This is a genomic window from Streptomyces albus subsp. albus, assembly GCF_000725885.1.
Classification (GTDB): domain Bacteria; phylum Actinomycetota; class Actinomycetes; order Streptomycetales; family Streptomycetaceae; genus Streptomyces; species Streptomyces albus.
Genome location: NZ_JODR01000009.1, coordinates 221,103 through 233,441 on the forward strand (window position 1 = coordinate 221,103; position 12,339 = coordinate 233,441).

Below are 12,339 nucleotides of genomic sequence, written 5' to 3' on the forward strand. Positions count from 1 at the left end.
CCCCGGCCCGCCGGGCTCGCTCCGGCGAACACGGTCAACCCGCCGAGCCACGAGGCCGACTCCGGGGCGTGTGCCACTGGCAACACTCGTCGCCCGAGCCATGCGGTGAGTTCCGGCTCCCCCACCTGACCCAGATACGTGGGCTCCGCTCGTGATGACTCCGGGCTGTTCGACGGCTGTTACGTCTTCCCACGGCGTGACAACGGCACAGCACGGAGTTGCAGCCCCTCGGATTGGACGACTGAGCGAGGACGGCGGCGCTGGGGAAACTCCGCGTCCGATGCGATCGCAGCCGGGTTCCGGCGCAACACCAACCGCAGCCGGCCGTTGACAGGCACGAGCTGAGGCTCGACATGCCCCTTGATGATCAGACTGTCGACGGCCTGGGGATGTAGCAGTTGCATCACCCGTAGGGCCTTCTCACCCGACGACCCGTTGCAGATGCCCGACAAGGCGTCGACCATCGCGTGATGCGCCTTGTGGAGAGTCTGCTTCTTGCAGCCGCAGGCTTCAGCGGCCTTCTGCCACGTGCCTCCGCGCGCGAGGAGCTCGGCGATCAGCAACGCACGCTGAGCCTTGATCTCCTTTTCCAAGGCTGAGAGTCGGCTGAGCGCGCCCAGCAGCTCCTCCAGCGCGCTCACACTTGAGGGGCTGACGCGTTCACGCATGCGCTGGATCGCCTCACGCAGCGCTCGCGCCCCGAGCGGGAGTTCGAGTCCGTCTCCGTACGACGCCGGATTCCCGTCGAAGTGCGAGGGCCCAGTCCACCCCCGGTCACCCATCCGTCAAAAATAACTGACAGCCTCCGGCCACAGCCCAATGAAATCCAGCCGTTACCCCACCGCATCGGTGGCTGATCACGCGCTGCCAAAACTGCACTTCAACCGCCAGGTTGGCGACTCACAGGGCTGATCCGACCAGTAGTGATCCAGACAGTCGCGACGGCGAGTGTTGTCAAGCGAGCTATGCCGTGCTCCTCGGCCATGAACTCCTGTGTCGCGGCTGACAGTTAGCCTCAACATCACGTGGAGGCTGGCCGACGGCACAAACGCCGACGGCCCCCGATGGCGCGGGAGCCGTCTCCACCTTCTCCTGCACTGGGAAGGTTCACTTGACTTTGACAGTAGGGCACTTGGGGCCCCTCCGACAAGACGTAATCGTGCACTCTCTCGCCCGGGGAGGGCGCCTGTGACGATCCCTTCGAGCGCGTGGGCTGCGATCGCTCTGGTAGTTCCCCTGACGCTCCTGACCGTGGTGATCGGCCTGATATGGCTCATCGGAGCCGTCGTTCCGCCAGTGCGTCAGTACGCCCTCGATGTGGGTAGGCAGACGACAGGGATGCTCCGAGCGCTGTCCTTCCGTTCCTCTCGTTGACCCTGTGGGCTCGGCCCTGACACAAGTCGGAGCCGAGCCCACGAAGCCCTCCGGCCGCACCCGTGAAACGTTTTGTACATCCGCGTTCAAGGACGCCGACCGGCTGAGCGTTGAGTCAGGTCGCCGGTCAGCCGGGCACCGCCCGACTCGGCTCCGAACCGGTTGACAGATGCAGGATCTTTTCCCATGCGGCCACTACCCCTGCAGCGGCAGCAGTGGTCAGAGCGACACCCACCGCTGACGAGGCCAAGGCGAAGATGATGCCTGCAAGGCAGAGAGTGAACGCAGCCCCTCGCAGCACCTGCTGCCGCCAGGCCTTACGCTCCCGGTGGCTGCGCAACAAGTCGTCTGCGGAAGCCTCGCCGGGTGCAAGGTTCTGCATCTGGCCGCTCGCGAGCACGCTGAGAATACGTTCCACTTCGCGTAGAGCTCGCTTCGCACCGTCGATACGATCGAGTTCTACCTCGTCTCGAAGCTGGCGCACGAGGCTGGCGGCGGCCGAGTACCGGGCCACGACCTGAGGCATGGGGTTGCGACCATCAGGAAGTGCTCGCTGCACGGCGTATCTCTCCAGCGCGGTGGCAAAGTCTTCCAACGATCGCACTGCCCCGACATGTGGGGAGTTGAACGGGGATGCTGTCGGAGGTTCTTTACCACTTGCTTCCAAAGGCATGAGGAGCGCCTCATATGCCCCGCGTACAGTGGCTGTCACAGTCTCGGTGGTCCACCGTTGCAAGCCTTGGTTTGTGACCAGTGAAGCGATCAGGGCAGTCATCGAAATAGGAGCCATCAGAGCCCCTACTGCGAGGGCGTCACGCCAGACGTGCCAGGTTGTTTGTTCGATGATTGCTGCAAGGGCGAAACCCGCTGAGACGGAGAGCGCAACGGGAACGGCCATCTTGATGAAGAGTGCATTGCTGGACACCCGGTAAAGGACGTCCTCTCGCTGCAAATAATCCAGCGTTGTACGAGCTGGAAGTGTCGCCAAGGGGCTGTCACGGATCTGACGCACCAGGTGAGCGCGGCGCCGTCTTGCGCGTCCACGCGCGTGCGCCCAACATACTCGTTCCAGTAACGTTCTGTTGCCTCGACGCTGCGACGTCCCTGTCATGGTCATAGTCCATATCGACATTGTCCAAGCAGCAAAAATAAGCGCCAAAAGATCGGCTTTCGACACGTCCTCCCCTTCCTGGATACTGTGCTTACACAGTCCGTCACAAGCAGCGACTTCATATCATTGGGCGCTGACGCCGAACAGGTGAAATGAAATCTGAACGGCTCATGCGGTATCACGCCCTTCATCGGCTGCAACGCTCGCGCTCGCCCGCAGGTCACACAGTGGTCCCGCTCAGTCCGGTTCGTGCACCCCGCCCCGGTGACCGGGACCTCGCCGGGCGCAGATTCCCCAGCAGTTGGGTGCTGGCCTGCCTGATCCCAGCTCTCGTCTGGCTTCGCTCACCCGTCCGGCGCTGTCCGTCACGAACCGCAGCAGCCGCCCGACGGTGTTTCCGCGACGGTGGCCGGCGGCGGGGTCGGGGCGGCGTGGTGGGCCGTCTCGGGTGGCGGGGCGCAGCAGCCGCCCGCGGCGGTCGGATCGGTTTCCGGGGCGTCGAAGAGGCCGGCGCCGCCGCACACTCCGGTCTCCGGCAGGGTCAGTTGCACGCGGTCGGCCGACTCGATGTCCCCGGCGAGGGCGGCGGCCACCGAGCGGACCTGTTCGTAGCCGGTCATCGCCAGGAACGTCGGCGCGCGGCCGTAGGACTTCATGCCGACCAGGTAGACGCCTTGTTCGGGGTGGGACAACTCACGGTGGCCGTGCGGGTAGACGGTGCCGCAGGAGTGCACGTTGGGGTCGATCAGCGGCGCCAAGGCCACCGGCGCCTGGAGGCGTTCGTCCAGGCCGAGGCGGAGTTCGGAGAGGAACGACAGGTCGGGGCGGAAGCCGGTGAGCACGATCACCTCGTCCACCGGGTCGAGGCGGCTGCCGTCCTCGGAGACCAGCACCAGTCGGCCGTCGGCCTCCCGGTCGATCACGTCGGTGCGGAACCCGGTGACGGCTTCGGCATGTCCGTCGTCCACGGCGGCCTTCGCCGCGAGGCCGAGGGCGCCGCGGGCGGGCAGTTGGTCGGCCTCGCCGCCGCCGAAAGTGGAGTCGGAGATGACCCGGCGCAGGACCCACACCGCCCTGGTGCCGGCACCCTCTTCCGTCCCGGCGAGGCGGGCCAGGCCGGCGAGGGCGGTGAAGGCGGAGGCGCCCGAGCCGATGACCGCGGTGCGCCTGCCCGCGTAGCGCGCCCGTACGGCGGGGTCGTCGAGGTCCGGTACGCGGTACGTGATGCGTTCGGCCGCCGCGCTCTCGCCGAGGGCGGGCAGGCCGCTGCCGCCTGCGGGGCCGGGGGTGCGCCAGGTGCCGGAGGCGTCGATCACCGCGCGGGCGGTGACGCGCGCCTCGTTCCCGTCGGCGTACCGGAGGTGGACGACGTAGGGCTGTGCCTCGCGGCCGGCGTCCACGACGCGGTCGCGTCCGACGCGGGAGACGCCGGTGACCGTGGCACCGAAGCGGACCCGCTCCCCGAGGGCCTCGGCGAGCGGCTGGAGGTACTGCTCCGCCCAGTCACCGCCGGAGGGGTACGCGGTCGCGTCGGGCCTGACCCACCCGGTGGGCGCCAGCAGCTTCTCGGCCGCGGGGTCGGTCACCTCGCCCCAGGGGGAGAACAGCCTGACGTGGGACCACTCCCGTACGGCTGCTCCGGCGACCGGGCCGGCCTCCAGGACGAGGGGCTCGACGCCCTGCCCGATCAGATGCGCGGCGGCGGCCAGGCCGACCGGCCCGGCTCCGATCACCACGACGGGGAGCTGCTGGACGCTCATGACTGGGTTTCCTCCAGGGTTCGGTGCGTGGGCCGGCACGGGCCGCGGCGGGACAGGGCCGCCGGCCTGCGGTACGGGCAGCCACCGCGTACTCCGGCGCCGGCCCGGGAACGGCAGGCCGTTGCAGCGGCGGCGGTGTGCACAGGGCGGCCGTGCTGCCGAGCACCTCTGTTTCGATGCCTGTCTATCCTCTTGCCCTGTCAGCATCACACTTGATTCGACGGACGTCAACATAGACAGCTATCGAAGCAGTGCGCCGAGCGATCACGCTCCCCGTCGACCCTGGCTCGCTGTTTCGACCCGTGTCAAAATAGAGCTATGCCGAAGACGAGCCGGCCGTCGGCCGAGGTGCTGCCCTGCTGCCCACCGGTGACCGAGCGCCCCATGACCGTCGAGGAGTCCGAGACCGCCGCGCGGATGTTCAAGGCGCTCGGCGACCCGGTGCGGCTGCGACTGTTCTCAGCAGTCGCCTCCCACCCAGGCGGCGAGGCGTGCGTGTGCGACATCTCCGACGTCGGCGTCTCCCAGCCCACGGTCTCCCACCACTTGAAGAAGCTGAAAGAAGCCGGGCTGCTCCTCTCCGAACGCCGCGGCACCTGGGTCTACTACCGCGTGGCTCCCTCCGTACTCGCCGCGATGGGCCAGATCCTGGCGACCACACCGTCAGCCGCCTGACGCCCGACACCCGACACCCGACGTCGAACCCCGGGCCCCAGGACCGACCCGTCGAGCACGCGGCCCCCGCCCGCTTCCCACCGGTCCGCCGCCCTTGCGCGGGTACCACCGGCCGAGCCGATTCACGAAGGACGAACCGATGCCCTCCACACCCGCCGCGTCCGTCCTGTTCGTCTGCGTGCACAACGCCGGACGCTCGCAGATGGCCGCCGGGTTCCTCACCCACCTCGCGGGCGACCGCGTCGAGGTCCGCTCGGCCGGCTCGGTCCCCGCGGACCGGGTCAACCCCGCCGCGGTCGAGGCGATGCGGGAGGTCGGCATCGACATCTCCGGTCACCGGCCGAAGGTCCTGACCACCGAGGCCGTCCAGACTTCCGACTACGTCATCACCATGGGCTGCGGCGACGCCTGCCCGGTCTTCCCCGGCAGGACGTACCTCGACTGGGAACTGGAAGACCCCGCGGGCAGGGGCGTGGAAGCCGTGCGCCCCATCCGTGACGCGATCAGGACCCGCGTCGAGGCACTGGTCGCCGAGATCGACGCGGCGGGACCCGCACCCACGGCGTGAGCGGGTACGACGCCGAGCCGACCGGCGGCGCCTGCAAGGGGCCGGGCGCCGCCCACCGTACGGCCCTCCCCCGGACTCCGCGGTCTCTCAGCCCACGCAGTGACGGCACCGCACCCGGGCGATGCGGTCGGTCCTGCCGTGCGTGGCCCGCAGTGGACGCTGTTCGCTGATCAGGCCCCAGACACCTTCGCCGGGCCACATGACCCAGCCCCACCCTGCTTCGGCGTGCCCGATGTCCGGATGGTGGTTGCACTTGTCCGGCAAGTGCGCCATACCGTTGGGCGAGATCAGGATTCTCTCCGCCACCGGCCCGCGAGTGGCTGCCCCACGGCTCCGTTCCGGCGGCCCCTCGGCGCGTTCTTCCCTACCCATGAGGCGGATCCTGCCAGGAGCACGCCCGCGGTGACGGCGGTTACCGGCGGCATCCTCACAACGTGGGTGTGCGCGGCACCTTCACCTCCACGTCGCCGCATCCCGCGTGCCGGGCCTCGGACTTGACGTACGAGGGGAGTACGGCCAGGCCCGGTGAGCGGGGGTCGGGGGGCGTGTCGTCCCCCTCCTCGGGTTCCTTGTCCCATGCCACGAACGCGGCGCGGCCCCGCTGGCAGTCCGCCGTGTAGACGCTGAGTCCGCCCGCGTGGGCGCCCTCGCCGTCACCGCCGAGGCGGTCGGCCCGCCGGCCGAGCACCCGGGAGACGACGGCCGCCAGTTGCGGGTCCGTGACGGTCGTCAGCCGGAGCGTGTCCAGGCCGAAGGGCCGCCCCACGTCGCACGAGCGGACGCCGCCCCGGACGGGCCCGTCCGGCTTCGTGCCCGGTGTGGTGCGTACGGCGGACACGTCCTTGCCGCGCGCCCACCCGGGCAGTTCGACGCCCTCGAGGCCGCACAGCCGGTCGTCGTCCAACGCCTTGACGCTCTTCCCCTCCGGCGGCCCCGGCAGTTTCGGAGGGTCGGGGTAGCCGCCCTCGCAGCCGTACCGTTCCATGATTCCGTTGGCCAGCCGAACCACCGCGCGGGACATCGCGTCGAGGCCCCGGCGCGCGTCCACCTCGTTCACGTAGTCGGGGTCGGACGCCCCCGAGGCGAGCGTGACCACCCGCAACGGCGGGTCCTCGCCCGGCTCGTACGACCGTTCGTGACAGCTGGTGGGGAGCGCCACCCAGGCGCGCTGGGAGGACGCCATGCCGGTGATGTCGCCGCCCAGCGGGGTCATACGGGAGGAGAGGTACTGCCTCGTCCAGTCCCACGCCTGGGCGCCCTTCAGCTCCCCCAGCGTCCGTACCGAAGCGGTGACCTCCGACTCCAGCTCATCGGCGCCGAAGCCCTGCATGCTGCACTCCGTGTGCATCGGGTCCTCCGTCGCCCGGCGCAGCGGCAGCTCCTCGCTGCGGACATCCGTGTCGGAGAACAGCGCCCCCGCGACCTGGGGAGACAGGGAGCCCCAGCACATGTCCCGTTGCAGGAAGGGCAGTTCGTCGGCGCGCCAGGCCATGACGCCGGTGCCGAGCAGTGCGCCGACGAGCGCGCCGATGACGGCCGTGCCGCCCCGGCTGCGGGCCAGTCGGCGCAGGCGCCCGGGGGATTCGGGGGTGGAGGGCCGCTGCTCGCCGGGGGCCGGGGCTTTGTTACCCGGTGCCTCGGCCCTCGGCGGTTCGGCTGCCGGCGGTTCGGCTGCCGGCGGTTCGGCTGCCGGCGGTTCGGCTGCCGCCGCCTCGGGGCCCGGACGGCCCGGGGAATGCGCCTCCCCCTCGTCCGGCCGGGAGGCTCCGGGCTCCTCCGGGATGTCCCTCCCCCCGGGCTCGCTTCCGGCCCCGGTGTCCTCCGGCTTGTCGTTCATGTCGCTCTTTCCCTAGGAGTCGGCCCCGGTCATCCGCGCGGCCCCACGGGCGGGCAGCCGAGGCGTTCGGTCACGGAGTCGGCGGCCCGCGCGAACACGGCCCGGGTGTCCGGGGTCGCCGCCCTGGCCAGCGGGCCGTCCAGGTGCAGGTGGAAGACGGTGGGGCGGCCCCGGCACTCGGCGGTCACCAGCCCGTCGCCGCCCTCGATCCGGCCGTTGCCCCGCCATCCCGCGCCCGGCGACTTACCGCCCGCCATCCCCGCGAAGAGCGGTACCAGCCGGGGGTGCGACGTCAACACGAAGTGGCCCCGCGCGGTGACGTCCCCGTCCTTGTCGGTCAGTTCGAGGGAACAGGACTGGAGGCGGTCCCCGATCGCGCCGGCGTATCCCCTGACGTCGCCGCGCCGCGGTGCGAGCCGGAGCCCGGGAACGCGGCACGCCGGGCGTCCCTCGTCGTAGCTCTCCTCGCCCGGTGCCGTCCGTACGGGGGTCGTGAACCGCATGGGCGGCCCTTCGGCGCAGCCCGCCTTCTCCCGGGCCGTCTTCGCCAGGGACAGCAGCAACTGGGCGACGTCCTGCTCCGGGCCGAGCTCGATCGCGCCGCCGTCCGCCCGCACGGTGACCACCAGGGGCACGTGCCCGGTGTCGCACTCCTCGGGCAGCACGAGCGTGCCGTGGTCGCGGCCCGCGACGCCGGGGAGCCCGTCGGGCAGCGGCGCGGCGCTCCCGGGCAGCGCCTCGGCCAGCCACGCCCGGCGCGGGCCGCCCGTCGCGCGGGGCGGCGGACCGACGCGGGCCACCAGCCGCTGGCCCCTGGTGCCCTCCCGCGCCCCTGGTGCCGCACCGTGCAGGCCGGTGTCGGGGGTCCGCATCTCCTCGGTGCCGGGCGCGCCGAACGCCACGACGCAGGTGGCCGCCTCGCCACGTCCCGGCGTGCCGTACGTCTCGGCGGCCCGCGCGTAATCGTCACCGAGCACCCCGGGTCCGCCGTCCTCGGACCAGGCGCCCCAGCAGTAACCGTCCTTCGCGAAGGGGCCGGTTCGCGTCGCGTACGCCGCCAGCGTCGCGCCGCCCAGCAGGACGAGCACCGACACGAGCACGAGCACCACGCGGTGCCGGGGCGTCCGCGCGCTCGGGGCCACGCCGCTCCCCTCCCTCCCGTCCCGGGTCCGTTCCCCGCCGCCGACGGCGACAGACCGAGGAGCCTACCCACCCTTGAACTCGCGTTCGAAGAGCAGGGCGCCGGCCCGGTCACGCGCCGACGTACTCCGCCAGGTGGTGGCCCGTGAGGGTGGGGCGGGTGGTGACGAGGTCGGCGGGGGTGCCCTCGAAGACGATGCGGCCACCGTCGTGGCCGGCGCCCGGGCCGAGGTCGATGATCCAGTCGGCGTGTGCCATGACCGCCTGGTGGTGCTCGATGACGATGACGGACTTGCCGCCTTCTACGAGGCGGTCGAGGAGGGCGAGGAGCTGCTCGACGTCGGCGAGGTGGAGGCCGGCGGTCGGCTCGTCCAGGACGTAGACGCCGCCCTTGGCGGACATGTGGGTGGCCAGCTTGAGCCGCTGCCGTTCGCCGCCCGACAGGGTCGTCAGCGGCTGGCCGAGGGTGAGGTAGCCGAGTCCGACGTCGGCGAGGCCGCGCAGGATGCGGTGGGCGGCCGGGGTACGGGCCTCGCCGGCGGCGAAGAACTCCTCGGCCTCGGCCACCGGCATGGCCAGCACCTCGCTGATGTCCCGGCCGCCGAGACGGTGTTCCAGCACCGCGGCCTGGTACCGCCTGCCCTCGCAGTCCTCGCAGGTGGTGGCCACGCCGGCCATCATCGCCAGGTCGGTGTAGACGACGCCGACGCCGCCGCAGGTGGGGCAGGCGCCCTCGGAGTTGGCGCTGAAGAGGGCCGGCTTGACCCCGTTGGCCTTCGCGAACGCCTTGCGGATCGGGTCGAGCAGCCCGGTGTAGGTGGCCGGGTTGCTCCGCCGGGAGCCGCGGATCGGGCTCTGGTCGATCGAGATGACGGCCTCGCCGGCGGACTGCGGCTGCTGCTTCAGCGCCGCGTGCAGGAGCGAACTCTTGCCGGAACCGGCGACCCCGGTGACGGCGACCAGCACCCCGAGGGGGATGTCCAGGTCCACGCCGCGCACGTTGTGGGCCGTCGCCCCGCGGACCTTGAGTGCCCCGGTGGGTGTCCGTACCGACTTCTTGAGCGCGGCACGGTCGTCGAGGTGACGGCCGGTGAGGGTGCCGCTGTCGCGCAGCCCCTCGACGGTGCCCTCGAAGCAGACGGTGCCGCCCGCCGACCCGGCGCCCGGGCCGAGGTCGACGACGTGGTCGGCTATCGCGATCGTCTCCGGCTTGTGCTCGACGACGAGCACGGTGTTGCCCTTGTCCCGCAGCCGCAGCAGCAGGTCGTTCATCCGCTGGATGTCGTGCGGGTGGAGCCCGACCGTCGGCTCGTCGAAGACGTAGGTGACGTCGGTGAGCGAGGAGCCGAGGTGCCGGATCATCTTGACGCGCTGCGCCTCGCCGCCCGACAGGGTGCCGGCCGGGCGGTCGAGGGAGAGGTAGCCGAGCCCGATCTCCACGAACGAGTCGAGGGTCTGCCGCAGCGTGGTGAGCAGCGGGGCCACCGACGGCTCGTCGAGGCCGCCGACCCAGGCGGCCAGATCGCTGATCTGCATCGCGCAGGCGTCCGCGATGCTGATGCCGTCGATCTTCGACGAGCGCGCCGCGTCGCTGAGCCGGGTGCCGTCGCAGGCGGGGCAGTCGGTGTAGGTGACCGCCCGGTCCACGAACTCCCTGATGTGCGGCTGCATGGTTTCCCGGTCCTTGGCCAGCAGCGATTTGCGGATGCGCGGGATCAGACCCTCGTAGGTCATGTTGATGCCCTCGATCTTCATCCGGGTCGGCTCGCGCCGGAGGAAGTCGTGGAGCTCGGCCTCGGTGAAGTCGCGGATCGGCTTGTCCGCGGGGAAGAGGCCCGAGCTGCTGTAGAGGCGGTGGTTCCAGCCGCCCGCCTTGTAGCCGGGCACGGTGATCGCGCCCTCGGAGAGCGACTTGGTCTCGTCGTACAGCTCGGCCAGGTCGATGTCGGTGACCGTGCCCCGGCCCTCGCAGCGCACGCACATGCCGCCGGTGCGGCTGAAGGTCACCTTGGTGGCCTTCTTGTCGCCGCGCTCGACCGTCATCGCGCCGCTCGCCTTCACCGAGGGCACATTGAAGGCGAAGGCACCGGGCGGGCCGATGTGCGGCTGCCCCAGTCTGCTGAAGAGGACCCGCAGCATGGCGTTGGCGTCGGTGGCGGTGCCGACCGTGGAGCGCGGATCGGCGCCCATCCGCCGCTGGTCGACGATGATCGCCGTCGTCAGCCCGTCGAGGACGTCCGCCTCCGGGCGGGACTGCGAGGGCATGAAGCCCTGCACGAAGGCGCTGTACGTCTCGTTGATCAGCCGCTGCGACTCGGCGGCGATCGTGTCGAACACCAGTGAGCTCTTGCCCGATCCGGAGACACCGGTGAACACCGTCAGCCGGCGCTTGGGGATCTCGATGCTGACGTCCTTGAGGTTGTTCTCCCGTGCGCCGTGCACCCGGATCACGTCATGGCTGTCGGCGGCGTGGCTGCCGGCGGCGTGCGGCCCGGCCGCATCCGGCTGCGCAGTGGGGGCGATGCTCGCCGGGGCCTCCGGTGCGGTGTTCGCCGGTGTCTCCGACGCCGTGCTCGCCGGGGCCTTCCGTGCGGCCTCCGGGTGTGCGGCCGGTCGCGTGGTGGTGTTCGGGGTTTCGCTCATCGTCGGTCGTCTCCTGTGCGGGGCGGGCAGGTCGTCGGGCCGCCCCCGGGCGGCGGGCGGACGGTCGGCACGGTGGGACGCCGAGCGCGCATGCGCTCGGTGACGCCGCCCGTCCGGACGGGGCCGGGGCGACGGTCGCAGCCCGGCCCCGTCGGAGGGGCGTCCGGTGGGGCTCAGCGCTGCTCGTTGATGCGGACCATGTTGCCCCCGGGGTCGCGGAAGGCGCAGTCGCGCACACCCCACGGCTGCTCGGTCGGCTCCTGGACGACCTCGGCGCCGCTCGCCTGCACCCGGTCGAAGGTGCCTTCGAGGTCCTTCGTGGAGAGGATGATCATGGCGTAGGTGCCCTTGGCCATCATCTCGGCGATGGCGCGGCGCTCGTCCTCGGTGACGCCGGGGTCGGCGGCCGGCGGGTGCAGCACCAGTGAGGTACCGGTCCCGCCGGCGGGACCGAGCGTGATCCAGCGCATGGTGCCGCTGCCGACGTCGCTGCGCACCTCGAAGCCGAGGGTGTCGCGGTAGAAGGCCAGGGATGCTTCCGGGTCCTCGTGCGGGAGGAAGGCCGAGTGAATGGTGAGGTCCATGACTCGAACGCTAGTCAGGCTCGGTGCGCCGCGCTTCTCGATTCCTGACCGGTCTGGTGACCTGTTTCGTCACGCACGAGGGCAGCTCCCCGTCGGCCTGCTCCGCCCGGCGGCGGTAGGCACCGGGCGGCATGCCGACCAGTTCGGTGAAACGCGTGCTGAAGGTGCCCAGGGAGGCGCAGCCGACCGCGAAGCAGACCTCGGTGACGCTGAGGTCGCCCCGGCGCAGCAGCGCCATCGCACGTTCGATGCGCCGCGTCATCAGATAGCTGTACGGGGATTCGCCGTACGCCTGCCGGAACTGCCGGCTGAGGTGCCCGGCGGACATGTTCACGCCGCGCGCGAGGGCCTCGACGTCCAGCGGCTGCGCGTACTCCCGGTCGATCCGGTCGCGGACGCGGCGCAGTCGTGCGAGGTCGCTCAGGCGCTGCTCGGCGGCGGGTCTGCTGCTCACGCGTGGATAGTGCCACGGAATGCGACACGCGTGCGGTGATACGTCCCGTATGGGCGGCCGGTGACGCCCCCGTCACGGTGTTCGTGAACCCCCGCCGGTCGGCGGGGTGCAGACCGGGGTATCTCCTCTCCAGGTCGCACCCGGCCGTCCGCCGCCCTGCCGTAGCCTCGGTCGGAGGGTGGGAGGTGTCAGG

11 protein-coding genes are annotated in these 12,339 nt (G+C 71.0%); 2 read left to right on the forward strand and 9 right to left on the reverse strand.

Annotated features, from left to right (window positions below; all coding sequences use genetic code 11):
* Positions 1 to 179 precede the first annotated feature (179 nt).
* The 3 genes from IO40_RS0112090 to IO40_RS0112100 all read right to left on the reverse strand — a co-directional run bounded on the left by IO40_RS0112090 (position 180) and on the right by IO40_RS0112100 (position 4,245).
* Complete coding sequence (locus tag IO40_RS0112090) at positions 180 to 641, reverse strand: hypothetical protein (protein WP_137016937.1); 462 nt, start codon at positions 639 to 641, stop codon at positions 180 to 182.
* Positions 642 to 1,501: 860 nt separating this feature from the next.
* Complete coding sequence (locus tag IO40_RS0112095; protein WP_234336591.1) at positions 1,502 to 2,386, reverse strand: hypothetical protein; 885 nt, start codon at positions 2,384 to 2,386, stop codon at positions 1,502 to 1,504.
* A gap of 464 nt (positions 2,387 to 2,850) precedes the next feature.
* Complete coding sequence (locus IO40_RS0112100) at positions 2,851 to 4,245, reverse strand: NAD(P)-binding domain-containing protein (protein ID WP_031175398.1); 1,395 nt, start codon at positions 4,243 to 4,245, stop codon at positions 2,851 to 2,853.
* 318 nt (positions 4,246 to 4,563) lie between these two features.
* On the opposite strand from IO40_RS0112100, the gene IO40_RS0112105 reads away from it, so the two are divergent.
* Positions 4,564 to 4,920 carry an ArsR/SmtB family transcription factor gene (locus IO40_RS0112105; protein WP_031175399.1) on the forward strand — a complete coding sequence of 119 codons (357 nt, stop codon included), beginning with the start codon at positions 4,564 to 4,566 and terminating at the stop codon, positions 4,918 to 4,920.
* Positions 4,921 to 5,059: 139 nt separating this feature from the next.
* The gene (locus IO40_RS0112110; protein WP_031175400.1) at positions 5,060 to 5,488 is read left to right on the forward strand and encodes an arsenate reductase ArsC; all 429 of its coding nucleotides are present in this window, start codon (positions 5,060 to 5,062) and stop codon (positions 5,486 to 5,488) included.
* Between the two features lie 87 nt (positions 5,489 to 5,575).
* On the opposite strand, the gene IO40_RS0112115 is transcribed toward IO40_RS0112110, so the two are convergent.
* The 6 genes from IO40_RS0112115 to IO40_RS0112140 form a co-directional block, all read right to left on the reverse strand.
* Positions 5,576 to 5,794, reverse strand: coding sequence for a hypothetical protein (locus IO40_RS0112115; RefSeq protein WP_051719315.1), 219 nt, complete (start codon positions 5,792 to 5,794; stop codon positions 5,576 to 5,578).
* 121 nt (positions 5,795 to 5,915) lie between these two features.
* On the reverse strand, positions 5,916 to 7,325 hold the full coding sequence (locus IO40_RS0112120; protein WP_031175402.1) for a hypothetical protein: 1,410 nt from the start codon (positions 7,323 to 7,325) through the stop codon (positions 5,916 to 5,918).
* A 29-nt stretch (positions 7,326 to 7,354) separates the two neighbouring features.
* Entirely contained in the window at positions 7,355 to 8,467 is a 1,113-nt protein-coding gene (locus IO40_RS0112125) for a hypothetical protein (RefSeq protein ID WP_016471795.1), read from the reverse strand.
* 109 nt (positions 8,468 to 8,576) lie between these two features.
* Positions 8,577 to 11,108, reverse strand: coding sequence for an ATP-binding cassette domain-containing protein (locus IO40_RS0112130; protein ID WP_033229843.1), 2,532 nt, complete (start codon positions 11,106 to 11,108; stop codon positions 8,577 to 8,579).
* A 173-nt stretch (positions 11,109 to 11,281) separates the two neighbouring features.
* Positions 11,282 to 11,692, reverse strand: coding sequence for a VOC family protein (locus IO40_RS0112135; RefSeq protein WP_031175404.1), 411 nt, complete (start codon positions 11,690 to 11,692; stop codon positions 11,282 to 11,284).
* 10 nt (positions 11,693 to 11,702) lie between these two features.
* A complete protein-coding gene (locus IO40_RS0112140; RefSeq protein WP_016471798.1) occupies positions 11,703 to 12,146 on the reverse strand; it encodes a helix-turn-helix transcriptional regulator in 444 nt (147 codons plus the stop codon).
* Between the last annotated feature and the right edge of the window lie 193 nt (positions 12,147 to 12,339).